This window comes from Paenibacillus sp. 32O-W, assembly GCF_007679495.1.
In the GTDB taxonomy this organism is placed as follows: domain Bacteria; phylum Bacillota; class Bacilli; order Paenibacillales; family NBRC-103111; genus Paenibacillus_L; species Paenibacillus_L residui.
Genome location: NZ_VEGP01000019.1, coordinates 1 through 26,258, shown reverse-complemented (window position 1 = coordinate 26,258; position 26,258 = coordinate 1). Strand labels below are relative to the sequence as shown.

Genomic DNA, 26,258 nt, shown 5'->3' with positions numbered 1-26,258 from the left:
AATTGACTGAGAGAAGCTCTGTAAAGATTCGGTTTATGGAAGGAGAGCGACACCCGTGGAGAAAAAAACATACTATGTAGCGGTCGCCCCCGGCGAGATTCTGCAGGATCAGCAAGCCTTGAATTACGAGTTCGTTATTCAGGCAACCGATGATGAATTGGACAAGCTGCAGGAATTATTCGAAGATACATCCGCTTCGGAAATCAGTACTGCCGCCAGAGCCGTCATCCCTTTCCGCGAATATTCCCATGATAAAGAAAATGAATGGTATGATGCCAACCTGCAGCAAATTTATCAAATGCTGCATCAGTTAGGAACTCCAGAAACAAGGAAGCATATCGAGAGCATGAACATTTTGCCTCATGAGCTGTGATCCGCATGCTGCGGATAGTAATATAAAGACCTAAAAGCGAAGCCGCTTTTAGGTCGTATCCGATTCGTTATCCCGAAGGCTGTCAACCGACATGCTCTTTCGACTCATACCAGCAATCCAACACTGTTCCGGACATCACTCTTGACTCAATGTAATTGATCTGTTGAGGAGTAAATTGCTCTTTCCAATTAACCTCGAGTTCACCGCACAGCTTAACGATCGTCAACAATTCCGACCAAGCTACATAGCGTTTGTACCAGAAGAATTGGGGATGCTCTATCATATAGGGATACAAGTCGTCGAATTCTGTATGCTTGCAGTCCAGGGCACGTTCAAAATGAACTTTGGCTTCCCTCAGCTTCGTCTTGAAATAGTCCACCGGCACGTTCTCTTTCCCCATAGCAATGCCTCCTCTCTCTATAGTCTGATTTAATTATAACGAAAAACAACAAGGTTGGGAAGGTAAAGAACGTCTGTCAAAATCCACCTGCCTAATCCCGCTCGGCAGATTCTTGCAAAATCAGGAACCGAAGTGAATGATCCCATCCGTTAATCCGGTTATGTTGACCAGAGATTCCAAGCGGATTCCCTGTTCCCTGATCGTTTGCGCCCCTTTCTGAAAGGACTTCTCTACGACAATCCCCATTCCTGCCAATTGGCTTCCGGCCCGCTCGATAATCCGAATCAAGCCTCGGGCTGCATCCCCATTTGCAATAATATCATCAATGAAGAGCAGCCGGTCTTGCGGAGACAGGAACGATTTGGATACCATTATATCCGTTACAATTCCTTTGGTGAAGGAAGGAACCCGTTCCATATAACAATCCTCATCGGTCGTCAGCGTCTTCTTGCGCTTGGCGAAAACCATGGGAACCCCAAGATGACAAGCCGTTGCGAAAGCAACCGGGATCCCGGAAGATTCCACTGTAATCACTTTCGTAATGTTATCCCCCTGAAATCTTCGTGCAAATTCTTGCCCCATTTCCATAATAAGAGAAGGCTCCACTTGGTGATTCAGCAAGGCATCCAGCTTAAGAACCTTATCCGATAAAATTTTTCCATGCTCGCGTATTTGTTGTTTTAACCGTTCCATAACAAAACTCAGCCTCCCCAACTTGACACAAAATGCTACTTCCCATTTAAGCCGACCTTCACTCCCATTACTGGCATAGTCATAACGGAAGAAGAAACAGCATCCTTTGCATATGGTTTGATTAAAAACTTATCACAGCCGGTCCGTCTTGATCAAGAGACAACTTTTTTTGTTTTTTTACAAAAAAAGTGAAACTTTCGACGCGTTTAAGTTGTCTATATAAGTATAGAAAAGAATGGAACGTACCTCATTACAGTACAATTGAAAGGACTAGAAAAATCATGTACCCCTTTATTAGAAGGGTCGCCCTGGTTGGACTGGCCTGTGCCGCTGCCGCCGCTCTCACTGCCTGCCAAAGCGGCGGCAAGGAAGCTCAACCGGCCCCGTCTCCTTCGACAATGAACGACAAGCTGAATGAGTCCCAGCCCGCCCCTTCCCCTTTCGAATCCCGAGAGGGGGCACCGGTTAACGGCACTCCTGTCTTCGTACCACAGGAGGGCGAACCTCCTTCCGGAACGGCCCAATCGATGACGCCTGATCGGAACAAGCCCGAAATAGAAGCCTACAGCAGCGAAAGACCGTTGCTGATGGGACTGTCCATCTCGGATAGCAGGCAGACCGTCCTGGACAAGTTTGGAGAACCTGACAACGAATTTGTTATGGATGATCCGACCGATCCCATCACGGTGTTGGATTATTCGGATTTTACCGTAGGAATCAATCGTTCCGACAAGGTTGAATTTGTCAGCATTGATTCGATCGATATCGACCCGGGTCTGAACGGTTTGAAGCTCGGACAGAAAGCAGCCGATGCCATCAAGGCTCTGGGCGAGCCGGATACGACCACCAACTACGTCATGGCTTATTCTAACGAAGCTACCGTGCTCAGGCTCGACATCGATTCCAAAACAGGGAAAATCCAGTCGATCAAATTGTTCGATGATGCCCAGAAGCAATAGGCTGGCCGGAAACAAGAGATAGTTTGCAATCCAATAGTCATGCCCGCTCCCTCTTGGACATACCTTATATTAATGGTGTGGACAAGGGGGCTTTATTTTTATGCGCAGGACAGGGAAGATTATGCAGGTTGCCTTTACCTACATCGGAACCGTTGTCGGAGCCGGGTTTGCTACCGGACAGGAAATTTTGCAGTTCTATACCCGGTACGGTTCTGCTGCCGCATTCACCATCGGCCTCTCCTGTCTGTTCTTCACATGGATCGGGATTAAAATTATGCTGATGGCCCATAAATTGGAGGCACAGTCTTATGAGGATCTCAATCGGATATTGTTCGGGGAGCGAATCGGAAATTATGTCAGTCTGTTTACCATGATCGTACTCTTCGGCGTGACGACGATTATGCTGGCCGGAGCCGGTTCTCTGTTCAAGGAACAACTGAACATGTCCTATCAGGCGGGACTCCTTCTGACGATCATCTTCTCTTACCTGGTACTGACCCGGGGTATTCAGGGGATATTGGTCGTTAACTCTATCGTTGTTCCTGTTATGATGATCTTCTCGGTCATTGTCGTCTGGTCAACCCTGAGCTTGCCTAACGCCGGCCAATGGCTGCAGTTGTCCACCGACTCTTCCGCATGGAGGGTATGGTTCTCCCCTTTCCTATATAGCGCATTCAATTTGGCTATGGCGCAAGCGGTTCTGGTACCGCTTGGCTCAGCCATTCGGGACCGTTCGGTCCTGTTCTGGGGAGGGCTTATCGGAGGGATCGGCATCGGGGTAATGCTCTTGGCCGCTCATATCGCATTGGCCGCACGGATGCCGGATATAGCTCAGTTCGAAATTCCTATGGGACAAATTATCCGCCACCTGGGCCCCGTCATTCAATTGCTGTATGTTTTCGTTATTTTCGGAGAAATCTTCACCACTTTTATTGCGGATGCATACGGACTCACTCTCCAGTTAGAGCAGCGGACCCGAATCTCCCGGACTCAAGGGATCGTCCTTATTCTTGCTGTCAGCTATCTGGTCAGCCAAATCGGATTCAGCAAGCTGCTATCCGTTCTGTATCCCTTGTTCGGCGGGGTCAGTCTGCTCTGGCTGATCATGATGCTCTTCCCCCGTCGCAGAAGGACGTATACTCTGTAAGGTCAAGGCAAGACGAACGACCATGAACAGCGTGCCCAGAAAGCTGAACACAAAGCCCACCATCAGGTAAGCATGATGATGATACGGAAATCGGCCGGGATTGCGCATTACCGCCAATAAATCGACAAATAGAAACAGCAGGCCGGTTACGATCAACCCGAGCATTACATAATCAAGCACGGTCCATTGCAAAAAGTAGGAGCTTACTCTCGATTCCAGTGAGTGTCCGGGCGCAGGCTTTCCCTGCCTGTCCGCATCCTGCTGTGCCGCAAAATAGACATGCCACACTGTAAAAACGGCCGCTCCAGTCACTATCAATCCAACGACTCCGGCAAAAATCGCCCACGTAGTGTACATGCCGGTCACCCCTTCCCTATATGAATCAGCGAATGCACGAGCCAAATAATCATGGCAAAACTGACAGCAGGCAGTGCCCACAGCAGCACTTCAGCGGCCTTCAACGGAACGAAAGGCAGCCTTTTCCACAGCAAACCGGCTATTCCCGTTAAGGTAGGACGTTCTGCGGGATATGTGGCGATTCCGGCTCTGGAGCCCGGTTTCGAACCCGAATGTCCGTGGTCCTTGCTCCCCTTTCCCGCCGGATCATATTCAATCCTGCCTTTTCTCCATCCGATCTGATAGGTAATGGGCCTGTTCGGCCGGTTTCCTCTCGGTGAACCCATGTCCTGCCTCCTTTCGCAAGCCGACGAAATGTATCTTCCTACCGTCCATGATGCAAGTTCGGCTTGTGTTCAGCCCGAGCTGAATGATTGATACATCTTACGTTTCCTATTATCTTATGTACTAGTTCTATAGTATTCGAACCTTTATCGAAAAAGCAACGAACATTTCCATATTTCTCTAGCTTTCCGTATAATGAAATGACCCCGCCAAGGATAAACGGCTATCGCCGTCCTTAGGACGGGTGCGTTTACCGATGAAATATAAAAAAAGCTCCTAACGGAGCCTCTTCGAAGACGAATAACCCGGTTTTAAAGTTAGCTTTTTTATGCCAATTAGAAAGTTTGTCCCATTTTAATGCTTTCGGTACGGTACCGTCAAGCTGCAAGAAGGAGGGTCAATATGAACCGAGTGGTCATGATAACAGGAGGAGGACAAGGAATCGGAAGGGCCGTTGCCTGGAAATTTGCTTCCTGCGGATATTTGGTTTCCATAGCCGACATAGACAAAGAAGCCGGATTCGAAGTCATTCGGGAAATCCGGCAGATCGGCGGGCAGGCCATGTTCATGTGCGTCGATATCGCCGATGAAGAAGCGGTCAAGCGCTGGTTTCGCCTGACGATGGAAGAATACGGGCGAATTGACGTACTGGTGAATAACGCAGGTATCAGCTGCAATGCGCCGATGATGGAGCTGTCTGCCGACGATTTCGACCGCGTCATAGCCGTCAATTTGCGTGGTGCCTTCCTCTGTTCACAGCAAGCCGCACAGGTGATGAGAACACAGGGAGGAGGCAGCATTCTGCATATTGCGTCAACGAGGGCGCTCATGTCCGAGCCGGATACGGAAGCCTACTCCGCATCCAAGGGAGGACTGCTGGCTCTGACCCATTCCATGGCCGTCAGTCTGGGGCCGTATGGAATCCGGGTGAATGCCGTCAGCCCGGGTTGGATCGAAACATGCGACTGGCAGTTATCCTCGCGTGCCACCCTGCCACAGCATAGTGAGCGGGACAAGAAGCAGCATCCGGTAGGCCGAGTCGGCACCCCGGACGATATTGCCGAAGCCTGCCTTTATTTGACCGGGCCGCAGTCCGGTTTTATTACCGGCCAGAACCTGATCATTGACGGGGGCATGACGATCCGAATGATTTACGAATAAGGAACGAGGGAATATCATCCCCCGTTCCTTCTCATTTTTATTTATTAAGCATTTCGAATACCTGCTCGACATCCTTGTCACCACGGCCGGACAAGTTAACGATCAATAATTGATCCTTATCCAGGATCGGGGCCAATTTCAGAGCATAAGCAACCGCATGAGCACTTTCCAGGGCCGGTATAATTCCTTCGGTGCGGGAGAGCACCTGGAAAGCTTCAAGCACTTCCTCGTTGGTAACGGTATAGTATTCGGCGCGGCCGGATTCTTTCAAATAGCTGTGCTCCGGTCCAATTCCCGGATAATCCAGACCGGCGGCGATGGAGTAAGTTTTCCGCGGTTCGCCGTTCTCATCGAGCAGAACGAGACATTTAAATCCATGCAGCATTCCCGGCACGCCTTGCGTCAGGGTCGGGGCTTGATCGGGCTCCACTCCGATTAACCGGACGGACGGCTCATCAATATAATGCGCGAACGAACCGATGCCGTTGCTTCCTCCTCCCATACAAGCGATGACCGCATTCGGCAAGCGGCCTTCTTTCTCCATAATCTGCCTCTTCGATTCCTCGCTGATAATCGATTGGAAATGCTTCACCATCGTTGGAAACGGATGAGGCCCTACGGCGGATCCGAGCAAATAGAACGTATTCTTGTAATTGGCCACCAGGTCTTCCAGAGCCTCATCAACCGCGTCCTTCAGCCTTCCCTGCCCTTTGTTGACCGGTACTACCTTGGCCCCCAGCAGCTCCATACGGAATACATTCAGCGCCTGACGGCGGGTGTCCTCGGCTCCCATATAAATAACGCATTCCATTCCGAACATGGCACAGACCGTGGCGGTAGCCACTCCATGCTGTCCCGCTCCTGTTTCGGCAATGACCCGTTTGGCCCCCATCCGCTTCGCCAGCAGGATTTGACCCAGCACATTGTTGATTTTATGAGAACCGGTATGGTTTAAATCTTCCCTCTTCAAATAAATTTTGGCCCCGCCGAGCTTCTCGGTCAAATGCTTGGCATACGTGAGAGGGTTTTCCCGGCCGACATATTCCTTCAAATAATACTTGTACTCCTCAGTAAACTCGGGGTCATTCTTATATTTCTCGAACTGCTCCGCCAAGTAATCCATGGCCTGCTGCAAATCCGGAGGAATAAAGCTGCCCCCGAATGAACCGAAATAACCCGCTTGCTGTTCCGCACTCATTCTTAAACCCTCCCGATAGACAATCAAATTTTTCAAAGTTTAGCGATTAAGGTTGGCTGCACTAAGCTGTCCACCTCATTTTACTAGAATCCCGTCCTTTTGTCATGAATACTAAATTCCGGAACCCTCCCGCTTTTAGGATGAGAGATGATGCTTCTTTGCCGGGAGAGCCAGTGCTTCTTATCAGATCAATGCTGAAATGGGGGGGCCGGTTTTCTTCTCGCCGGTTCACCAGCATAAAGATTCCCTCCTTGACGGAATTCGTGAGTCTGCCTATAGTGGTTAGAGTGACTTGGCACAGCCTGATAGAATGACAGAAAGGATCTGAGTAGTACAATGTGGCTTGTTTATGCTGGTTTAGCCTGCCTATGCTTTGGGCTAAGAGGAATTCTGTATCAATGGTCTTCCCAGAAGCCGTTGGATCGCAATTTGCTTTTATTCGCCGTTTATTTGTCCGGAACGCTCATTGGGGTCGGACTTAATTTCATCGTTCAGCCGGAATGGACTCCCGGAGTCTGGATTGGACTCTTCATGGGGGTATTTTCCTTTACGGCCAATGCGGCCATGTATAAAGGTTTTGCGGTCGGCAAAGCCTCTTTAATTGCGATTATGGCCGGTCTTCCTCCGGTTGTCGTCGTTATTCTCGCTTACGGTTTGTGGGGGGAAGCACTTACGTGGGGGCAAGGGGCCGCTTTTCTTGTCATTATTTGCGGCATCATCTTGATCCGTTATTCCAGTGATCTCTCGTTCTCGAATTTGAAGGGGCTTCAGTGGGGAATCATTACTCTTATTTCTTTCGGGTTAACCGACGTCGCCTCCAAGCAGGCCGTATTATGGGGCGGTGAGACCATTCCCACACTAGTCATTATGTATGCGACAGGGATGGTTTTGTTCTTTATTTCTTGGCTATGGGGACGGAACAAAAGGAGCTCTGATGAAGCACAGAAGGAACCCGGTAATTCGCCCGACACTAAATCAAATTGGTCTTTCTCGAAAACTATTCTCTGGGGACTCGTCGTCGGAGTCAGCAACATATCCGGAATGCTGCTCCTGCTTCCCGCGTTCAAGCTTGGAGTCACCGGGCTCGTATCGGCGGTCGTAGCGATGAATGTCCTGATTATTCTGTTCTATGCCAGATTGTTTCTGAAGGAGAAATTCAACCGCCAGGAAACGGCGGGAATTATTTGCGCTTTCTGCGGTATGATTCTGCTTCGGCTGATCGGTTAACCGTAGACAATAGAGGCATTCGCACATTTCATGATGCCCTCGTGACCTCCCTTCTCGCGATCGCATAAAATAGGACCAGATGGAAGAGAAAGGGGGACTTGAACATGGGACATCCTGCAGGTGGACTCTGGACCAGCACCGGAGTTATTCTGGTTCTCTTCATACTCTTGGTCATCGTTTCTCGCGCCTGGATCTGATTTAAGTCCTTGCAGAGAAACCGGATATGTCTGATTACGGTCAGTGCCTTGTGAGGCGTTGGCCGTTTGTTTTATTCGGGAAAAAGCCGCTAAGCTGCAACCTTCGTAGCTCCTTCGCCCCCGGCTGAGACGGGGTCTAATTCTTCTGAACGCGGCCGACTAGCGGGACCCATCAAATATTCATGGCCGGTCGGTCGCCATCCCTTCGTTTGGTAAACATTTAGCTGTATTTGTATGTAGGTAAATTCGAGCGAATGGTGGAAGGCTATTGAAATAAATGGAAAAACTACATTTTGAATCGAGGTTTTTTGCTGAAATCGCCTTTTTGCACAAACTAGCTGCATTTTGCAGCTAGACCCCCATGCCGCTGAACGCGACACCATCGATGATGAAAATGGATGGATTATCAAGGTAGAATAGAGTTGAATTGCTTCAATAGTGTGAAATTTGAAGACTAAATGGATTTCATACAGTTAGATTTCTATATTCGGAAGAAATATGGAAACTAACTGGAAAACCTACAGCTAGTTTGCGCCAAAACAGTCGTTTCACCCAAAGTTGCCCATTTTAACTGTAGTTTATCCAGTTAGTTTGATCATTTTCGCCCATTCGCTTGAATCTACCTGTACAAAATACAGTTAGACGTGCCGCTACGCTTGCAACGATGCCTGCAGACGGTAAAATAGACGGATTTTCAAGGTAGTTACCGTCTTTCGCTCTAGAAAAGCAAACTAGCTGTATAAATTCAGTTAGACGCGTCAGAGCAAACTCGCACAAGGATAAACGGCTATCGCCGTCCTTTGGACAGGCGCGTTCTACCGATGAAATATAAGAACAGGTAAAACACCCACAAATAAATCCACTAGATATCCGTGCCGGAAAAGAAAAAGCCGGGGTTTCCCCCGGCCAATGAGTTTAATTATTCTTAATCCATTCCGCCAAATCGTCTATGAGCTGCTTGGATACGTTACCCGGAACCGAATATTCCATTCCGGTAGACGGCTGGTCCACCTCGATCAGGAAGTGGTTCATCTTCGGATAAAGCTTGTAGGTCACATCGCTGCGTGCGGTTAGCGCTTCTTTCCAGCCATCCAGCTCTTTAGCAGGCACCTGGATATCGTTCTCCCCCTGCATAATGACCAGCGGAACCGATTGTTCCTTGGCGATTTCTCCGCCGTAGTAGTTGCTGAAGTCCTTCCACCAGGCAAAATTTCCGAAGGAGAAATTATCCGGTTGGGTCTGCACCGCAGGATCCTTGATCGCCTTCAAATCCTCCTTAAACAATGCAATCTGCTGCTCCAGCTGCGCAATCTGCTCTGCAGGAGCCTGGGCTTTCTTGGCATTGTCCAATTGGTTCTCGAATTGCCACAGCAGGATATCCTCCAGAGGAGTTGAAGGTCCGGAAATAACGGCGGCGCCGGCAATATGGCCTTCTTCATCCGCCTCGATCATCCGGGGAACGAGCATGGCGCCTTGACTATGCCCGGCCAGATAAATCCGTTCGGAATCGATCTTGTCTTCCTTAAGCAGATACTTCACTGCTTCCAGAGCGTCATCGACCGTTTCCTCTTTAACGGTGAAATTCGGGATGGACATGGATTGGTAAGGATATTCCCGAGTCCGCTTCTCATATCGGAGCACAGCTACATCCTGCGCGGCCAGACCGACCGCAATATCACGGAAAGGCTTATAGGCTCCTACCGCTTCGTCACGATCGTTCTGACCCGAACCATGAACCAGTACAACAACCGGGAACGGGCCTTCGCCTGCAGGAAGCGTCAGGGTGCCCGGTAATTTAAACTGCCCTTCGCCAATAACTACCTCTTTCTCCGTGTAGGCGCTCGAATCGTCATAATCCGGCTTCTCATAACCGCCCGCCGACAAGTAAGGAATGTAAACATCATCCAGCTTCTGATTCTGATCGAATCGCAGCGTTATTTCAAGAGGAAGCTGTCTGTCCGTCATATAGGTCAATTTCACATTGTTGTGCACAGCATTATCTTCCCGCTGTACGCCGGCCAACTGTTCAATAGTGCCGTACATTGCAGTTAATTGCGCATTAATAGCCGCAATCAACTCCGGCTGCATGGCCTTCTGCAATGGGGCGCTCATGTAAGAGGGGATTTCGGAAATTTGCCCATTCTGGACAAGGCTCATTAGATAACCGCTAATAGAGATAAGATCATTGCTGTCAATCGTAAGGCCGGTTTCGTCATTCCATTCGAGCTCGGCCTGGAAAGCCTGACTAATGACATCCAGCGGAACCATCGTCGTTTCATTGACCAGTTCTGCCGCTTTGTTCATATGCACTTCCGCACCGTTCACGATTGCCTTCTGTTCGCCGATGGTCACCGTAAGCGACTGGGTTCCCCGGCGCACTTCCGCCTGATAAGTTTCCTGATTCCAAGATACTTGGGCACCGATCGATTCTGCAACGGCTCTGAGAGGCACCAAATCCGCAATGGCAGCCTCAACTGTCACACTAGCAACGGGAACCGGAGCCGCCATCACATTCACTGGAAGGCTTAAGCTAATAGCAAGCACAGTACCGGCCGCAACCTTTTTCCATTTAACTTGTTTCATCGTTTTCATCAAGCCCCCTGCGTAATAGATCATTCAAGATTTTCAGTTGGGACGATTAAGAGTTTCTGCCAATCGTCCTACGAAGAAAAGAAGCGTTCCTTCCGTCTCCTTTCCGATCGCGGTTTCCCGTTCTCCGAAAATCAATTGAATTCTATTTAATTATCCTATACGCGGAAAGCTCTGTCCAGAAACTATTTTCGATTGGCCCGGTACAAAAAGATGCAGCATTCTTCACTAGAACGCGAGATCAGTATCCGTATGCACAGTATCAGATGATGCTTCATTTACATAAGAACGGTTGAATCTTATTGGGACAGAGCCTTGAATCCGTACTCGAGCAGATGGTTGGAATCCCGCCAGACTTCATCATTCGTAGATTTGAGCACGATAGCGATCAATCCGGCATTATAACGGGTAGCCGAGGAGACTAAACAATAACCTGCCTGATCCGTAAACCCGGTTTTAATGCCGTCCGCCCCTTCGAAATAGTAGCCGCTGTTTCTTTGAAGTAATTGATTGGTGTTGGTAAAGCTTAGCGTATCTGCATGGTTTCTACCCTTGCTGTATGCGGTATATTGCCCCGTATTGACAATTTTCCGGAACTGCTCGTTCTTAATCGCTTCACTGGCGATCATCATCAGATCGCGGGCGGTTGTATAGTGATTCTCATCATGCAAACCGTGAGGATTGACAAAATGGGACTGCTTCGCCCCCGCTTGCTTCGCTCTATTATTCATAAGCTGGGCGAAGTAGTCTATTGCCTCGTCAGGCTCCATATCCTCGCGGCCGCTTACTTTGCCCGCAATATGAATGGCGATCGTCCTTGCCGCGTCATTGCCTGAAGGCAGCATGAGGGCATGGAGCAGATCGATCAGCTTGAACTGCTGCCCGGGCACAAGCCCCGCCCTGCTTTCCCCGGGGTGCGGAACCGCTTCTTCCCCAACCTGAACCATTTCGTCCAGGTCTCCCAGCTCGAGGGCAAGAAGTGCGGTCAATATTTTCGTCGTGCTGGCAGGATACATCCTTTCCTTATCATTCTTATAGAAAAGAACCTTGCCTGTTCTCTGATCCATCAGAATGGCGGCTTCTCCCCGAATTTCATTCATCGCGAATTGGCGGTTGTTGGTCTGAACCTTGACATGTCCCCATACCCGGCTCCACTGATCTTTCCCTACCATATTAACCAGTAGTACTACTGCAACAATACATACAAAAAGTGCAAATTTTTGCTTCATGCTTCCGACCCTTTCCTCCGTCAATCTGTTACTGTCTGAACGTCCGTCCCTGGACCAGCTCTGCAAGAATGGCCAAATCTCGGCCCATAGCCGCCGCTGCCTTCTTCATGCATTGCTTAATTCCACGTTTACCGAACTCTCGTTATATCTGGTCCTTACTTTACCGAAAATTGTTTAACCAATAGATAACAATAGCTAAAGAATTTCTTAAATTTCTATTTAGAAAAATAACGTAATCGGATTATTTATGGATGAATCTAACAAACAAGAGGTCAGGGAGCTTTTGCTAAACGTTTTTAACATCAATGAACAGCAGCTTATTGAACGTTCTTCCTCGTTCCTCAAACATAAATCTGAAAGAGCAACACTAACATCAACAATTGAAACGGCTGAACAATGGATTGAAAAGTCGAATGAAAAAGATATTCCCTCACTACTTGGATTGACTCGTACAGACATTGAAATTATCGGACCTAAAGGGTCGGTTAGTGGAAGTCATCATTTAGCGGACTGGTTAGATCGAGCAAACCTTAAATTAGTCACGGTAAATCGCTTCGCTAAATGGCATGATATTGTTCTCGAACAACAAGGTACATGGTATGAAGAGAATGGTGAAATAAGAGGCCAAGCCACCGTCTTTACTTATATGAGAATAACGGAGGGGAAAGTTGCTTTTATAGCACGTTATGATAACAAAATGGAAGCCTTTCATGTTAGTGGATTAAACGAAGAAAATATAATTAATTAACAAAACAACCTATGAAACCTTCTTTGAGAAATTGCCGGATATGGATGAAAGTTGAAGTGTTGCTGAAGAACCACACAATTTTCCGATTACCCGAAAATAAAAAAAGCTTCTATGCGAAGCCTTTTCGAAAAGACCTTGCAAAGAAGCCTTGTATCGGCAGACGGCTCGCCATGCGAAAGGAACTATGCCTGAGCCGCGGGATTTGTTATCGGGAGTCTGATTTCAAACAGCGTTCTTAATTGATCGCTATCGGCCGAGATCGTACCGCCATGGAGATCGACAATCGTCTTGGCAATCGCCAGCCCGAGACCCGAGCCACCCGTTTCCTCGGCCCTCGATTTCTCCACACGATAGAACCGGTCAAAAATATGAGGAAGATCCGTGTTCGGAATAGGCTCCCCGTAGTTGACCACATGCACAACCGCATCGCCGTTTTCCCGTGTCACTCTTAAATCGATATATTTTCCGTCCTTGCCGTAATTCATGGCGTTGATCAGCAAATTTTCAAACACACGGACCAGCTTGTCTCCATCGGCCGTAATGATAATTTTTTCTTCCGGAAAAAACAACCGGCACTCCATGCCCGTCCGTTCCAGCTGCAAACGAAATTGGGCCGCAAGCTGCCCGAGCATCTCGACGAGATTAATGGGGGAGGGCTTCAATTTCATTCCTCCTCCGCTTGCTCTTGCATATTCGAACAAATCGTTGATCAGCCCCGTCAGCCGCTGGGCTTTGTCGTAGGCAATGTTGACATAATAACGGAGTTCTACCTCGTCCCGGTAACGGTCCTGCTCGATCAGCCCCAGATAGCCGTTAATCGATGTCAGCGGCGTCCGCAAATCATGCGAAACGCTGGTAATCAGCTCGTTCTTCGTCCGCTCCGCTCTCCGCTCTTCTTCAATAGACACCTTGAGCTGTTCCGCCATCCGGTTGATGTTCTCTCCGAGTTCCCCCAGCTCGTCCCGGGAACGGACGGGGATACGCACATCGAAATCGCCGGAGGAGATTTGCTGTACCGCTTTCGTGATTTGACCAAGATATCGGATACTTCGATGGCTGAGCAGGACAACAAAGCCAATGAACAAAACCACCCCCGTTACAAGCGATACCGACACAGGCCCGACCGTGTAGTACAAGCTTCTAAAGAATTGGCTGATAATATTGGGCCCAGCCGCCACCAGCAGTTGGGCGGTAACGAACAGAAACAGCACCCCCAGCAAAGAAAATACAAGCGAAATGACAAAAAGCAGAAGCAGCTTCCAACGAAGTCTGTAAAATAAATTAGTGATCAATTTTATACCCGACTCCCCATACCGTTTGGATCAGCTTCGTTCCTCCCGGCTCGCTTTCCAATTTATCCCGCAGCTTGCTGATATGAACCATAACCGTGTTATGGGATTGGTAATACTTCTCTTTCCACACTCTTTCGAAAATTTCCTCGGCGCTGAACACCCTCCCCGGATGGCTGGCCAGCAAATAAAGAATATCAAACTCCAACGAGGTTAAATTGACCCTATGTCCCTCTACCGTAACGGTGTGAGTCGATTTGTTAATTTGCAGAGAATGAATCGTAATTGTCCCGTCGCCTGAAGCCTGAAGCTGCGGATTGAGGTCAAAAGTTCTGCGGAAGAGCGACTTGACCCGCGCAAGCAATTCCAGAGGGTTGAACGGTTTGACCATATAATCGTCGGCTCCGGTCGTGAGCCCGAGTATTTTGTCTATATCCTCTCCCTTGGCGCTCAGCATCAGAATCGGAATATTATCCTTCTCCCGAATTTGCCGGCAAACCTCCAATCCGTCGAGCCCCGGCATCATAACATCGAGAATGACCAGTTGAATACTTTCCGTAGAAATGACTTTCAGCGCCTCCCGACCGTTATGCGCCTTGATGACTTTATACCCTTCATTCACCAAATAGATTTCTATAAGCTTGGCAATTTCTTTATCGTCATCCACGATAAGAACTTGTTTGTTCATCTGTACCTTCTACCCTTTCCAATCCCTATGTTCGTAGCCTCATCATCGGTTTGTTTTTTCCATCATTGTCCTATTTTAACACATCGTACGGTCCAAGTTCTTGCAATGAAAAAAAAGGAAAACTATGCGTGACTACCGGTCGCTCTGCCAGCCTAAAGGCGGCAAGAACCTGCTGTCTAGCCGCTTCCGCCGCTTCGGCACGGCGTAGACAACTATTACCCCCGGGCCTCGGGACGCCGGTATTCTTCGTATACCTTGGCCAATTGGCGAATCACCCGCTGCAGTGAGTAATTTGACTTGGCCTTCTTCTCCGCCAGGCCCGCCATCCGGGAGCGCAGATCGGGCTCCTCCATCAGCTTGGCGAGCGCCTCCGCCAGAGCTTCGGCATCCTCGGGCGGGACTAGAAACCCGTTCCGTCCATGCTCGATCTGCTCGGCGATTCCCCCGACATTCGTTCCGACCAGCGCAAGCCGGCAGAGAGCCGCTTCCGCGAAGACGGAGCCGAAGGCCTCGGCACGGGAAGGCAGCACGAAAATATCAAAGAACGGCATAAACTGTTCCGGATGAAGCATATAGCCGTAGAATATAGTTTCCTCATACACATCAAGATCAACAGCCATCCGCTCCAGCTCCGGCCGGTATGGTCCGTCTCCAATAATATGCAGCACGAAGGAATGACCGCGCTTCTTCAATTCCGAACAGGCTGCCAGCAATATGTCCAATCCTTTGGCCGGAACCAGACGGCAGACCGTAATCAATTGAGGAACTTCATTCTCATGCGGCATGGGACGAAATCTTCTTTCATCGAACCCGTTCGGAACGACTCTGATTTTGTCCGGCTCCTGCACATAATGGGACAGGTAGCTTTTAAACGATTCCGATACCGTTAATATTTGCTCCAGCTTCACTTCCAGCTCATGATACAGCGAAGTCAGGAAACGATGCTCCGGCCCGTCCGCCTCGATATGCCCGTTCAGCACCAGCTCTCTCTCGTAGCTGGAATGGATGGTCAACAGAACCGGGGTCTCCGGAAAAAGCTGGCGCATAGCCAACGCGGCAATCGGATGATGGGCGTGGATGAGGTCATAGCGCTGACGGATGCGCAGCCTTGTCCACCAAACGTAATCTTTATAGGTTTGAATATATTTATCAACAACGGGATGGCCCCCGTAAGCCTTCCAATCGAAGGTGGCGAACTCCACCGGCTCGTTTCCTTTCCCCCTAAGTCTCCTCGGCAGGTAGAACAGTTCCATTCCCCAGCTGTTTCTGACAAAACGCTCCTTCATAAACGGAATCATCGAAGATACTCCCCCGGGCTGCTCCGGCGGGAAAAATAATGCTTGCAGTACGTTCATGAGAATCCTCCTAAAAGTCTGGTGAATGATTAGAACACTTTACGCCAAGTTCGGACCGCGAAGCTAACTTGTCTGCACAATGTAAGGCGATGCTCGGCCCTTAGAGACAAGTTTGGCTTCCTGTCTCTTTTATCTGCGCGATGTATGGTGATGTTCAGCACATCAAGGCATGTTTGGGCTTCCTTCCTATCAACTGAACAGCCGAAGGATGGCTTCAAATGACAAGCAAAAATGCATGTCAATCAGCGTGATATCGCCAAACATTGCCGAAGACGAGCAAACCTGCAGGTAAATCCCCGGAAAAGACCAAAATCAGTTAAATGCCGAATTCAACTGCACTTTCGCATGTCTTTGGCCGATTTCAACCGAATTTCTTCCAAAGACCTGCATTTTTGCCGGTTCTTAACGATGCTTCAATAAGGTTTGGTGATATGACTGTACTTCGATCCTATGTCTGACCTTCGAGCGCCACACCGGAAAGACTTCGCCCGATAACTTCGCTTAAAGGCAAAAAACAAACGTTCGCTTCTTATCATATCTATTGTACTCTTCCGGGACAGGATTGGAAAGTCGGCTCTCCAGCCAAATGACTGCCCGGAACCCCATCCGGAGTCAGTCCGATTTGGTAAGCCAAGCCCTCGTTCAAAAAATAGCTTCCAATATTAGTGTATGCGTTTGCTCCTTGGCCGTTTGCCCTCTTTCCAAACGCTCTCCCGTTCGTATGGACCGTTTATAGCCCGACATAAGGAGATACCCAGGATAAAAAATCGAATAGACTGAAAGTCTTTGGGCGGTTTTTCCGGTGGAAATTATAAGCACAGGGCGTTTAATCCGACCAGAATAATGAAACGGCGGAGGGCCGTTACAAGGCCAGAAGGGCACCTTCTCAGGTACCCTTCAATAATATAAGCGGCCGCAGGCTCGGCTTAAAATTGGCTTCTATAATCCAGACGTTAGCATCATGATCCAAGCCGATATCGAAGCCTATAATATTCTGCGCAGCATAAACATTGCCCAGTTGCTTTGACGCGGTCAAACAGACTTTCTTGATTCGCTTTAATAATTTTTCAGTTGGAACGGGTTTCATAAGCGATTGTTCAATCGCGGCTTCAACCGGAAGCAGGGTTCCGGACACGTTGGAAACGACATAATCTCTCTCGGCTACCTTGGCGAACATCCCCGTTACTTTCCAGGGAGATTGTTTTTTCCTTTTTACCATAACTCTTATATCGAACGGCCTTTTGTTAATTTCAGCTAATGATATTCGGCGCTGTACAATATATCTCCGGGCATTCGTCAATTTCTCAAGCTGATCGGAAACAGATCGCTTTCCGTCCACAATTATTTTCTTGTTTTCAATATGAATTGCAAACCGATTTTCTTCCAACCGCGATACTTGAATTACGCCGCGGCCGGAATGTCCGAGGTAAGGCTTAAGCATAACTTTTCCGTATTTGTCGATAAAGTCCCATAAAACTCGTTTTCTAAATTTTTGCGTTGCCGGTAAAAAAGGCTCGAGTTCATTCATTTCTTTTAAAACTCGGAATTTAGCCCATTTGTGTTGAGCAACCATTTTTGTCTTAGTCTTTCTCTTTCGAATGGCTACCACCTGAGGACTTCCATTGAAGTCCTCTTCCAAGACCGCTATAACGAGATTTCTATCGGCGAAACAGGTCCTCTCCGCAACTTCAGCGGCAGAGAGGATTATTTGTTGCGGCCAGGGGGCGCCTTGGTGACATTAAGCTTCTCTGTGACCTGCAGGCCGCCATATTCGACCGTAATGGTCGTCTTTCCTTTGTGCAGGGCGCGGATTAAACCTCCGTTATCCACCGTGGCTGTATCGGGGTCGCTGCTCGTAAAAGCCGAATCGGCAGTAACCGTCTCCCGGGTCCCGTCGCTGTAGATAGCCGTAACCACGATCTGGAATGTCTCACCTTCCTTCATCGGCTTCAGCTTGCCTATATCCAGCTTCTGCAATCGAACCCGCACTACAAGCTCTGCTTCCGCAACCCACTCCCGATATTGCGCCCGGATCGTAGCAACTCCCGGTTTAAGTGCAGTGATCCTGCCTTTGGAATCGATCTTGGCTATTTGAGGGTCGCTGCTTGTCCATTGCACACCCTTCGATACCGTCTCCGAGGAACCGTCAGCATGAATCAATTTCGCTTCAATCTGGCGCTTCTCGCCCGCATTCATCGCCGACAGACCTATGATTTCGAGGCGGGTCTCCGGCTCCGGGGAGATCACCGTCAGGTTGTAGCCTGCTGTCTGCCCGGCATATACGGCGGATATGACCGTCTGTCCCGGACGGAGAGCCGTCACCAGACCCGTCTCGTTGATGGAGGCCACCTCCGGACGGCTGCTGGAGAAGGTGACTCCCGTCATAACGGGATGCCTCGACCCATCTCCATAGACGGCCATGACGACGGTCTGGCTCTGCTCTCCCGGCCGCATCGGACCGAGTCCGCTTATCTCCAGCTTGTTCAGGGATGATGTAACCGTCAAGCGGTAGCTGACCGTCTGCCCCTCATATTCGGCAGCTATCACCGTCTGTCCCGGACGGAGAGCCGTCACCAGACCCGACTCGTCGACGGCAGCCACCTCCGGATGGCTGCTGGCGTAGTTAACGCCTTCCGTTATTACTTCCATCGTGCCGTCCGAATAGTAGGCTGTCACCTCGGTCTGGCCTGTCTCTCCCGCAACCAGCGAATCGGGACCGGACAGTTCAATCGATTCCAGCTGCCTGGAGGGACCGTAAATGGGGACCAGATTCATATTCGGATAATACGTGGTCAGAATCCGGTCATAGCTCCAGCCTCTGCCGCCTAATAACGAGGCGCCGTACTGGCTCATGCCCACACCGTGACCGTTGCCTCCCCCGTAGAATGTAATGCGCACGATGTCTCCCTGCCCGTCCCTCTCCAGATCGAAAGTGAAGAAGGCGGAATACAGGATGCTCGGATTTCGTAACGTTGCCGCCGGATCGTAGTCGGCTGATCCCCCCTTGGCCCGGTAAGCGAGAATATCGCCGCCGCCCGTGTACGCTTGGCTTGGGCGAATGGTAAAGCGGATGTTAAATTCCTTGACAATTTTATAGGTTCCGCTGCTGCCTTCCACGACAAGCTCCATAATATTACCGCCCGCCCCCCGCTTGGCCACGTACATATTGCGGAGGCTTCCGATGCCGCCTGGCGGAATCGGCTGGCTGGCGAAGCTTCCGTCCGGCTGCATGGTTAAGATAAACAGCGGGTCCGCCGCGTACCGGTCGGGCAAATTCCGGTTGATCGTATTCTCCAGCTCCTGCTTGGTCAAGCCGACCTTCCAGCGGAAATAGAGAGAATCCGAATCGTATCCGGTATGCGACAACGTTTTATAAAACTCGTTGATTTGCCGCTCGTTGGCCGTATCGATCCTCAGCATTTCCCCGGGGTCGGACGGATCATACGTATAGCTCTGAGCGGTCAGATAAGGGGCCGGCGTGCCCGGGAATGCATTGGAGGGAGGCGCATCCGCCCACACCTCATGCCTGGAGGCCCCGTATCCTCCCGATGTGGAGTAGAACCGGGCATCCACAAGCTCGTTGCCGCTCTTCATCACTATCCCGGCGGTTTCGTTAACCGCCTGGGTCGTCAAACCATTCTCTGCACTGTTGTTATACACCTGACTTAGCGTGCTGTCGTCGATATGGAAGCCGCGATCGGCAAACCGACTGTTGTAATAATCGGTCAGCGCATAGGTCCGGGCCGCTACAGCTTGGGCCTTCAGCGCTTCGAGCCCGAAGGAAGCCGGCATCTCGCTCGGAACGACCTGATACAAATATCGCTCCAAGTCGATATCGTTAATTAATCTTAAAGCATCTTTGGCAGGGGTCAATGTCATTTCCAGGGTTCCCCGGTACTGCGGCTGCCCCTGCGAGCGGCGGATGCTGCTTACCTGAATCCGCGAATCCTCCCCGACCGGATGGGCATACAGCCGGTTCGCCGTTCGGTAGAGCTCCGCTCCTCCATAGTGAACAACGGTCTGACCGCCGCTTACCGTGAGTGCGGCCGGGCTGTCCGCGGCAATATCGAACGTTACGCCCGCTATTTTGTCCTCCAGCCGGAAGTCTTCCTTGGCCACAAGCTCAATGCGGCTGTGGTTAAGGGTCGTCAGGTCGGCAATATTACCGATATCGGTGCGGATGCCTACCCGCATGCGGCCCGGCGGGGTCTCCCCTTCGATCAGGAGCTTGTAAACCGCCCCCGAGCGGTTAATGAACGCAGTAACATTCTCCGCTCCGACTCTTACATCGTTTAACGTCCTCTCCGCCGGCTGTCCTTGCCCGGTTTGGAATACTTTGAAAGTTTCGGTAAGAGGCATTGCCCCCGCAAACTCTAATTCTATCGCTCCGGCGGCAGCATCTACAGCCATCACCTTCTCCTGCAGAGGAACGCCGGTATAAGGGGAGACGATGAGCGTATAAGTCGCGCTCCATGTCCCGTATTCCGCCGTAATAACGGCTTCCCCCGCCTGCCAGGCGCTGACCAGTCCGTCATCGGACACTTCGGCCACCAGGTCGTTGCTGCTGTGGAAGCGGACATCCCCGGACAGCTTCACCCGGCTGCCGTCGCTCAATAACTGCCAGACCTCTGCCTGCGCCGTATCTCCCGCCTCGAGAGGCTCGAGACCCGTCAGCTCGAGGCCTATCGGCTCTCCTCCGCTGACACGCAGGGTCTTCTCCGCTTTCGCCCACCCGGATTTAACGGTGATGACCGCCTCGCCGGCTGAATGGCCGGTAACTCTGCCTTCCGAATCTACCGAAGCTACCTGCGGATTGCTAGACTCCCATTCGACTTTAAAAGGAGATTGAATCGGCATCGTAATCGGCTGATTGGTGCTGGTCATGAAATGTCCGTCCGCCCGCAGGGTTACCGTCTCGCCTCGCTGGATCGTATCCGGCGCCTGAACGAAATCGATGCGTTCGAGAAGCGGGATGACATCCCAGCTCAGCGAATCGTCTTCGACGTGAACATTCAAGTAATGGTAGAACCCACCCTTGTCGGGGGAGATATGGGTATACTTGCCGCCCCCTCCCGAGACGATATAGTGCACTCCCTGAACCTGCTTGTGGAGGTATGCATGCAAATCTCCGCTGAACACAATTAGGTTCTTGCTCGGGTGCGCGGCCTTATACGTTCCCAGCAGATCATACAATCGGCCGGCTTCCTCACTGTTTTGAAAACCGTGCCCTGTGTTGAGGTTTTCACCGTCCGCGGTAATTTCATCGGGCGGGACATGCATGATGATTATGATGTTGTTCTGCTCCGTGTCCGCCAGCGTTTCCTCCAGCCACGGCCACTGAGAAGCGTCCGAATTGGAAATCATGCCGGAGGCCGTATCCAGTCCGATGATTCTCGTATTGCCGAAATCATACAGGTAGGTCGTATCGCCGAATGTACTCTGATAATTCACTCTGGACCCGGTTCCGGATATTTCATGATTGCCGATGCTGACCAGATAAGGCATCCGGAACAGATTCATATTTTCGATTGCGATAGCGTAATTCTCCGGGGTGTCGTTCTCCACAATATCTCCTGTGTAGCCAACCAGCTCGGAATCCTCCCGGTTAATCCGGGCAATTTGCTCCCGCAGAAGAATATCCGCAGCGGTCTCCCCTTGCCCGGCCGTATAATACCCTCCATCTCCGATGACGCTAATCTGGAACCGGTTCGGATCATTCGGTTGTCCGGGAAGCCGGCCGATGGTGAACGACCACTCCTGTTCCGCCCGATTGCCGCTCATATCCGCGGCCGACAGCCTGACCCTGTGCGTCGTTCCCTGCTGCAGCTTGTCCGGAACCGTATAATATACCGTGCTGCTCGCTTCATCATATCGATGGGGGACGGCCGTTCCGTCCAGCTCCAGCGTGATGCTGCCGGAATCGATCCCCGACTTGTCATCCGTCAGCTTGACGGCGATTCTCGGCTGATCGGTGCGGGTACGGATGCCGTCCATCGGACTGATGACGCTGACGGTCGGTGCTTCCCAGTCGGGGGCCGTGTCGATGCTGAAGGTCCAATCCGCATTCGGCACCGCTGGATTTCCGGCCAGATCCGCCGCTTCGATGACTACGCGATGCTCGCCGTCCTTCAACGCCTCTACGGGGGTATAGCTTACCCGTCCGCCGGCTTCATCGAACTCATGGGCGACGACCGTCCCATCGAGCCGCATGACGATCGAGCCGCGATCGACTCCCGTTCCAGCGTCCTTGACCGTAGCCGCAATGATCGGCGTTCCCGTGGAGATCTGACTGCCGGGCTCCGGGGTCCGGTCACCGAATACGGGACCTTCCAGGTCTTCTCCGGTCTCGCTGTAGATGGAGCGCAAATGATCGAAATAAATGGCGCCCGCGTTTTTATTGGCATTGCTTGTTTCCACGACATAAATCTGGGTAAGCTTGAGGGGCAGCGGCATTCCCGCGGGGATGTCCGCAGTCACATATTTCCAGCCGACCCAATTCAACTGACCCGATCCTGTAAAATCTATCGGCTTCTTCGTTCCGTTGCCATCCTGAATTTGGCCTCTCAGCCAATGCTTGTTGCCGTCTCCATATACCCACAACCCCAGCTTGATCGGATAATCCTCCAGCGTCCTTCCTGCCGCTCCGTTCTCCCGGAAATTGATGTACGCGGCGGAGGTCCCGCTCGTCCCCGTAAAATCATAGGTCAGCTTGACCGCATGAGCGCCTACCCGTACCGGATTGGGGCGGCTGGACAGCTCCAGCTTCACCGATCCCGGAACCGCGTTAACAAGCGACGGGACTAAATCGTCCAACGCTTCGAAATCCTCCACCAAGACGGGGGGCTTGCCAATATGAACCACCGCCTCGGCCGAAGCCTGGCCAATGGATACTATTACTTTGCCGGAAGCAGATTCGTTACCGGCCGTCAATTCTCCCGACGGAGATAATGTGCCAAGATTGCCTTCCATGCTCCAATTCAACCGATCCGGCGACAAAATCACTTCCTGGCCATTCGCATCGTAACCGCGCACGCGGAACGATTGCTTATCCCCAGGATTGATCACCGCGATGGATGGTATAAGCTCTATTCGTTCCACTTGCGTAACCACCTGTATATTTACTTGTGCTGATATTTCTCCTAAGCGGACAGTTACCTGTCCTTCCGCGGGCGTTGCCGCCGCAGTAAATCTTCCCAGCGAATCTATCGTCCCAATGGCGGCATCCGCTTCCCATGTCAGCTGCGAAGAATCGACGGGTATGCCGTTGTAAAACTCATCCTGTCCCTTGGAAGTAAATGAAATGCTGCCTCCCGCGATCACCTTGACCGGCCCTTTGGGGGCAGGAAGCAAAGTGGACAGTTCCTTAACGGGGGCCGTGGACAAAACAACCAGGGAATTGGAATTGGAACGCTCGTAGCCGTCGGACGGGCGATTCAGAACAGACAAGCTCTGATCCCCCGGCAGACGGGCCGCATAGGTGGTCGAGCCTCCGCCGTCCACATTTAGAGCGAATTCCATCCCTTCCTCCTGCAGAAACAGCGCTCCTTCCGCAAGCGTAACCCCGTCTGAATACCCGGGCTGGCGGCCATCGAACGTGTACACGTGCAGCTTCCCCTGCTTGACCGCGACGAAAGTGCGCGGGTGGCGGTCTTTATCCGCAAGCGCCTCGGGGGTGGCTTGTCCGTTCCTGACCAATAATACACTGCCGGAAACCAGCTGCAGGGCTTCGTTCATTCCTTTGGTAAATTGAACATCCAGCTCTACCCGGCTGCCGGGTGTCAGCTTGCGGCGGGCCCACTCCGCCTTGCTGCCGGTTGCGGTGACGACCAGCTTGCCGCCCGGAATCGGCTGATTTCCCCCCTCTACAACAGCTTCAACCGTTCCCGAGAGCGGAATGCCGGGCTGCAGCACGGACCCGGCCGGACCGGGAGCGATAATCACCTCCACGATCTGTTCGCCAACCGATTTGGTCGTGGAACTGAACCTGTCTGTGAATACGAAGAGATGATTAGACAAGGCTGCCGTCACCGCACGGTTCACTCCGGAGATGACCGCCGTCTCCCCGTCCTCCGCCGTGATAGAAGCGGCAAGCTCGACCTCGGTCTCGATCCGCACTGTGCCGTCCTTCATCTGAGCCAGCACGTTGCGCCGAGTGGAAGGGGCCGTAATAACTTCTCCCGCGCTGATCTGGTGACCCGTCGGTATACCGGCGAAATTCGGATCCGTATTGTAGAAATCCATGTTGAAAGCCGCAACCGCCCTGCGGCCCTCGCTTTCCGCCAGCTTCGCCTGATTGCGCACCGTATCCAGGGAGACTACCTTCCCTTTGGGAGAAGTCACCGCCAATTCAAGGAAGGGTTGGGACGGATCAATCTCCATCACCTTAACCTCCTCGACATAAATTCCCCCCTCCAATGTCATTTCCTTATGATAAGCACCCGGAGCTACCGGAAATTCATCCTGATGGACCGGATGAAAATCAGACGTTTGCGCATAAGATCGACCTTGAGGAAAACCGGCCAGCAGGCCTCCTACAGCAAGTACCAACGATAATAAGACCATCAAAGATTGTTTTGCGAACCTGGATTGACGATCATACATGATCTCACTCCTCCATATTTTGTTCTGCTTCAATCTCCTCACATGATGATCAGCATGCAGTCACAATAAAAGACGGCGAAACTCGAAACGGCTCCAATTTCACCTCCCGCTTCACGAAAATGTTTTAATGATGAACTGCAAATCCTTGATACCGCTTACAATATGTCCCAATACTATTGTATTTCTAAAGAAACTATATTTCAACAATAATTTTACAATTTGAAATAAAGTTAGATAATGGAGAGATGAGCTCAGATGTCGAACCACCGATTGCATGATTGCTAAGAGCTCGTTATCCCACGCGGAAAGCCGGTAGAAAGCAACAAAGGATCCCATGTTACTAGCGAGGAAAGATAGAGGGGAAGAAATTCATCGCGGCAATGAATTACTTAATAATAAACAACTCATCCATCGGTATTTCCAGTACATCGCTCAGCTTCTTGGCCGCGGCTGGTCCGACCGACTTCTTCGATCGCTCCAGCATACTGATATAGGTGTGACTCAGGCCGGAGCGCCTGGCCAATTCACGCTGAGACATTCCCTTCATGATTCGGGTTCTGGCAAACAGATTTGGTCTGGCAATGATTTTCAAGCAATCTCCTCCAACTGTTCCCATTTTTGTTCCTATTATACTGGATTATATTTACTTTTGCAATCATTTTAGTTTACTAGTGTAATAAATTTTCGCAATTTGTCAGATTGATTACACAATTGTAAACTTTTATGTTATTATTGTTAACTAACGGAACCTATTTCTATCAAGGAGAAATGGAAGAACATGTTCTATGATAAACTTCGCCAAATGCGTAAAAGGAAAGGTTTTACTATTCGTGAAGTCGCTGACCGTTCAGGGGTATCCCCTTCCTATATATCCCAAATCGAGAATGGACAGCGGGGAATTCCTTCTCCGGAAATATTGCTGAAATTGTCCGCCGGACTCAATACCTCCTATGCCGTTCTCATGCAAGAAGCGGGCTACCTGCAGCCCGAAACCGAGCTCGTCCCGCCACCCCAGGCACCGGTTAATTTACGCCGCTTTATACGGGAGAACGAGCTCGAATTCGACGGAATACTGCTTTCCCCGGAGGATAAAGAATGGATCGAACGAATACTAAGCGCCCTGTTCTGGAAGGAAAAGAGAGCACGGGCGGAGCAGGAGCAAGCAGCCTCCGCGGACGCCGGGAAGCATGTACAGGACCGAGGCGTGGTCCCTGACGGAACGTCCGAATGATTCCCCCATCGACAGGTAATTCCCCGCTCAGGCAACAGAGGGTGGAGGCTCCCCTCAAAATTATATCCCGCAAACTGACGGGCAGCCTTCGAAGCTTATTCCGGGTACTTTGCGGGGAGCCCTGTAATCCCCCACAAAGGGACGAATGCCTTCGAGGCGTATTCCGTCCGCACTCCAATGGAGTCGACGTCTAACCCTCCCTCTAAAAGCGGTCGCTCTTCATGTTGTGGGGAATGCCGTAGTAAAGAACTATATGTGAGAACCGGCCTGAACCGGCAGAACCGTGAAAGCTTCGAAAAAAAGCGAGTCTAGTGTTCAATTTTTCAGTCACATTCGCTCTTCTCTTTCATCGCTGCCCATTGGAGCAAATGTTGAGCAAGAGAAGGGGTGGCGCGCTGCATCCGGGTCGGTAAAGACGTCGCAAAGACGAGGTCGAGTAGGCGGGGCCTTTCCTTCGAGGATTGTGCCCCTTACCCCTCACAGATCCGTACG

The 26,258-nt window shown here is 50.8% G+C and carries 21 protein-coding genes; 8 read left to right on the top strand and 13 right to left on the bottom strand.

What is annotated here, in order from left to right:
- Nucleotides 1-55: 55 nt before the first annotated feature.
- Entirely contained in the window at nt 56-373 is a 318-nt protein-coding gene (locus tag FS806_RS09850; protein WP_144935239.1) for a hypothetical protein, read from the top strand.
- 82 nt (nt 374-455) lie between these two features.
- Here the strand turns inward: FS806_RS09850 and FS806_RS09845 are convergent, their stop codons facing one another.
- The gene (locus tag FS806_RS09845) at nt 456-773 is read right to left on the bottom strand and encodes a hypothetical protein (RefSeq protein WP_144935236.1); all 318 of its coding nucleotides are present in this window, start codon (nt 771-773) and stop codon (nt 456-458) included.
- A gap of 120 nt (nt 774-893) precedes the next feature.
- The gene (locus tag FS806_RS09840) at nt 894-1,466 is read right to left on the bottom strand and encodes a xanthine phosphoribosyltransferase (RefSeq protein ID WP_144935232.1); all 573 of its coding nucleotides are present in this window, start codon (nt 1,464-1,466) and stop codon (nt 894-896) included.
- Between the two features lie 281 nt (nt 1,467-1,747).
- On the opposite strand from FS806_RS09840, the gene FS806_RS09835 reads away from it, so the two are divergent.
- Together FS806_RS09835 and FS806_RS09830 are read left to right on the top strand one after the other, a co-directional pair.
- Nucleotides 1,748-2,425: a hypothetical protein gene (locus FS806_RS09835; RefSeq protein ID WP_144935231.1), complete on the top strand. Its 678-nt coding sequence runs from the start codon at nt 1,748-1,750 to the stop codon at nt 2,423-2,425.
- Between the two features lie 100 nt (nt 2,426-2,525).
- Nucleotides 2,526-3,572, top strand: coding sequence for a YkvI family membrane protein (locus FS806_RS09830; RefSeq protein WP_144935228.1), 1,047 nt, complete (start codon nt 2,526-2,528; stop codon nt 3,570-3,572).
- Here the strand turns inward: FS806_RS09830 and FS806_RS09825 are convergent.
- Both FS806_RS09825 and FS806_RS09820 read right to left on the bottom strand, forming a co-directional pair.
- Nucleotides 3,480-3,929, bottom strand: a complete 450-nt coding sequence (locus FS806_RS09825) for a hypothetical protein (protein WP_144935226.1) — start codon at nt 3,927-3,929, stop codon at nt 3,480-3,482. The two genes, FS806_RS09830 and FS806_RS09825, sit on opposite strands and share 93 nt — an antisense overlap.
- Nucleotides 3,930-3,934: 5 nt before the next feature.
- Complete coding sequence (locus tag FS806_RS09820) at nt 3,935-4,255, bottom strand: hypothetical protein (protein WP_144935223.1); 321 nt, start codon at nt 4,253-4,255, stop codon at nt 3,935-3,937.
- A 400-nt stretch (nt 4,256-4,655) separates the two neighbouring features.
- On the opposite strand from FS806_RS09820, the gene FS806_RS09815 reads away from it, so the two are divergent.
- Complete coding sequence (locus FS806_RS09815; protein WP_144935220.1) at nt 4,656-5,414, top strand: SDR family NAD(P)-dependent oxidoreductase; 759 nt, start codon at nt 4,656-4,658, stop codon at nt 5,412-5,414.
- Nucleotides 5,415-5,451: 37 nt separating this feature from the next.
- Here the strand turns inward: FS806_RS09815 and trpB are convergent, their stop codons facing one another.
- Nucleotides 5,452-6,612 (bottom strand): tryptophan synthase subunit beta, encoded by a 1,161-nt coding sequence (trpB, locus tag FS806_RS09810; RefSeq protein WP_144935218.1) that lies wholly within the window; start codon nt 6,610-6,612, stop codon nt 5,452-5,454.
- A 336-nt stretch (nt 6,613-6,948) separates the two neighbouring features.
- On the opposite strand from trpB, the gene FS806_RS09805 reads away from it, so the two are divergent.
- Both FS806_RS09805 and FS806_RS26680 read left to right on the top strand, forming a co-directional pair.
- Nucleotides 6,949-7,839 (top strand): DMT family transporter, encoded by an 891-nt coding sequence (locus FS806_RS09805; protein WP_144935216.1) that lies wholly within the window; start codon nt 6,949-6,951, stop codon nt 7,837-7,839.
- Between the two features lie 104 nt (nt 7,840-7,943).
- Entirely contained in the window at nt 7,944-8,036 is a 93-nt protein-coding gene (locus tag FS806_RS26680) for a YjcZ family sporulation protein (RefSeq protein ID WP_144935213.1), read from the top strand.
- 915 nt (nt 8,037-8,951) lie between these two features.
- On the opposite strand, the gene FS806_RS09795 is transcribed toward FS806_RS26680, so the two are convergent.
- Both FS806_RS09795 and FS806_RS09790 read right to left on the bottom strand, forming a co-directional pair.
- Nucleotides 8,952-10,619 (bottom strand): alpha/beta hydrolase family protein, encoded by a 1,668-nt coding sequence (locus FS806_RS09795; protein ID WP_186328305.1) that lies wholly within the window; start codon nt 10,617-10,619, stop codon nt 8,952-8,954.
- Between the two features lie 305 nt (nt 10,620-10,924).
- Nucleotides 10,925-11,854: a D-alanyl-D-alanine carboxypeptidase family protein gene (locus FS806_RS09790; RefSeq protein ID WP_144935207.1), complete on the bottom strand. Its 930-nt coding sequence runs from the start codon at nt 11,852-11,854 to the stop codon at nt 10,925-10,927.
- Nucleotides 11,855-12,101: 247 nt separating this feature from the next.
- On the opposite strand from FS806_RS09790, the gene FS806_RS09785 reads away from it, so the two are divergent.
- On the top strand, nt 12,102-12,602 hold the full coding sequence (locus FS806_RS09785; RefSeq protein WP_260982046.1) for a hypothetical protein: 501 nt from the start codon (nt 12,102-12,104) through the stop codon (nt 12,600-12,602).
- Nucleotides 12,603-12,784: 182 nt separating this feature from the next.
- Here the strand turns inward: FS806_RS09785 and FS806_RS09780 are convergent, their stop codons facing one another.
- From FS806_RS09780 to FS806_RS09755, 6 genes are all read right to left on the bottom strand, one after another.
- On the bottom strand, nt 12,785-13,894 hold the full coding sequence (locus FS806_RS09780) for a sensor histidine kinase (RefSeq protein ID WP_144935204.1): 1,110 nt from the start codon (nt 13,892-13,894) through the stop codon (nt 12,785-12,787).
- Entirely contained in the window at nt 13,884-14,579 is a 696-nt protein-coding gene (locus FS806_RS09775) for a response regulator transcription factor (protein ID WP_144935202.1), read from the bottom strand. The genes FS806_RS09780 and FS806_RS09775 overlap by 11 nt, the downstream gene beginning before the upstream one ends.
- Nucleotides 14,580-14,794: 215 nt before the next feature.
- Nucleotides 14,795-15,934, bottom strand: coding sequence for a glycosyltransferase family 4 protein (locus FS806_RS09770; RefSeq protein WP_144935199.1), 1,140 nt, complete (start codon nt 15,932-15,934; stop codon nt 14,795-14,797).
- Between the two features lie 886 nt (nt 15,935-16,820).
- Nucleotides 16,821-17,573, bottom strand: coding sequence for a YheC/YheD family protein (locus tag FS806_RS09765; protein ID WP_222126634.1), 753 nt, complete (start codon nt 17,571-17,573; stop codon nt 16,821-16,823).
- Between the two features lie 65 nt (nt 17,574-17,638).
- The gene (locus FS806_RS09760; RefSeq protein ID WP_222126633.1) at nt 17,639-24,481 is read right to left on the bottom strand and encodes a SpoIID/LytB domain-containing protein; all 6,843 of its coding nucleotides are present in this window, start codon (nt 24,479-24,481) and stop codon (nt 17,639-17,641) included.
- 439 nt (nt 24,482-24,920) lie between these two features.
- Complete coding sequence (locus tag FS806_RS09755) at nt 24,921-25,127, bottom strand: helix-turn-helix domain-containing protein (RefSeq protein ID WP_144935191.1); 207 nt, start codon at nt 25,125-25,127, stop codon at nt 24,921-24,923.
- 186 nt (nt 25,128-25,313) lie between these two features.
- Here FS806_RS09755 and FS806_RS09750 point away from each other — a divergent pair, with 186 nt between their 5' ends.
- Nucleotides 25,314-25,766: a helix-turn-helix domain-containing protein gene (locus FS806_RS09750; protein WP_144935187.1), complete on the top strand. Its 453-nt coding sequence runs from the start codon at nt 25,314-25,316 to the stop codon at nt 25,764-25,766.
- Nucleotides 25,767-26,258 lie beyond the last annotated feature (492 nt).

Bases quoted from the DNA above. Each gene is read 5' to 3' on its own strand.
- FS806_RS09830 (WP_144935228.1), top strand. From the start codon at position 2,526: ATGCGCAGGACAGGGAAGATTATGCAGGTTGCCTTTACCTACATCGGA.
- FS806_RS09770 (WP_144935199.1), bottom strand. From the start codon at position 15,934: ATGAACGTACTGCAAGCATTATTTTTCCCGCCGGAGCAGCCCGGGGGA.
- FS806_RS09750 (WP_144935187.1), top strand. From the start codon at position 25,314: ATGTTCTATGATAAACTTCGCCAAATGCGTAAAAGGAAAGGTTTTACT.
- FS806_RS09795 (WP_186328305.1), bottom strand. From the start codon at position 10,619: ATGAAACAAGTTAAATGGAAAAAGGTTGCGGCCGGTACTGTGCTTGCT.
- FS806_RS09835 (WP_144935231.1), top strand. From the start codon at position 1,748: ATGTACCCCTTTATTAGAAGGGTCGCCCTGGTTGGACTGGCCTGTGCC.
- FS806_RS09785 (WP_260982046.1), top strand. From the start codon at position 12,102: ATGGATGAATCTAACAAACAAGAGGTCAGGGAGCTTTTGCTAAACGTT.
- FS806_RS09790 (WP_144935207.1), bottom strand. From the start codon at position 11,854: ATGAAGCAAAAATTTGCACTTTTTGTATGTATTGTTGCAGTAGTACTA.
- FS806_RS09820 (WP_144935223.1), bottom strand. From the start codon at position 4,255: ATGGGTTCACCGAGAGGAAACCGGCCGAACAGGCCCATTACCTATCAG.
- FS806_RS09775 (WP_144935202.1), bottom strand. From the start codon at position 14,579: ATGAACAAACAAGTTCTTATCGTGGATGACGATAAAGAAATTGCCAAG.
- FS806_RS09825 (WP_144935226.1), bottom strand. From the start codon at position 3,929: ATGTACACTACGTGGGCGATTTTTGCCGGAGTCGTTGGATTGATAGTG.
- FS806_RS09815 (WP_144935220.1), top strand. From the start codon at position 4,656: ATGAACCGAGTGGTCATGATAACAGGAGGAGGACAAGGAATCGGAAGG.
- FS806_RS09840 (WP_144935232.1), bottom strand. From the start codon at position 1,466: ATGGAACGGTTAAAACAACAAATACGCGAGCATGGAAAAATTTTATCG.
- FS806_RS26680 (WP_144935213.1), top strand. From the start codon at position 7,944: ATGGGACATCCTGCAGGTGGACTCTGGACCAGCACCGGAGTTATTCTG.
- trpB (WP_144935218.1), bottom strand. From the start codon at position 6,612: ATGAGTGCGGAACAGCAAGCGGGTTATTTCGGTTCATTCGGGGGCAGC.
- FS806_RS09805 (WP_144935216.1), top strand. From the start codon at position 6,949: ATGTGGCTTGTTTATGCTGGTTTAGCCTGCCTATGCTTTGGGCTAAGA.
- FS806_RS09845 (WP_144935236.1), bottom strand. From the start codon at position 773: ATGGGGAAAGAGAACGTGCCGGTGGACTATTTCAAGACGAAGCTGAGG.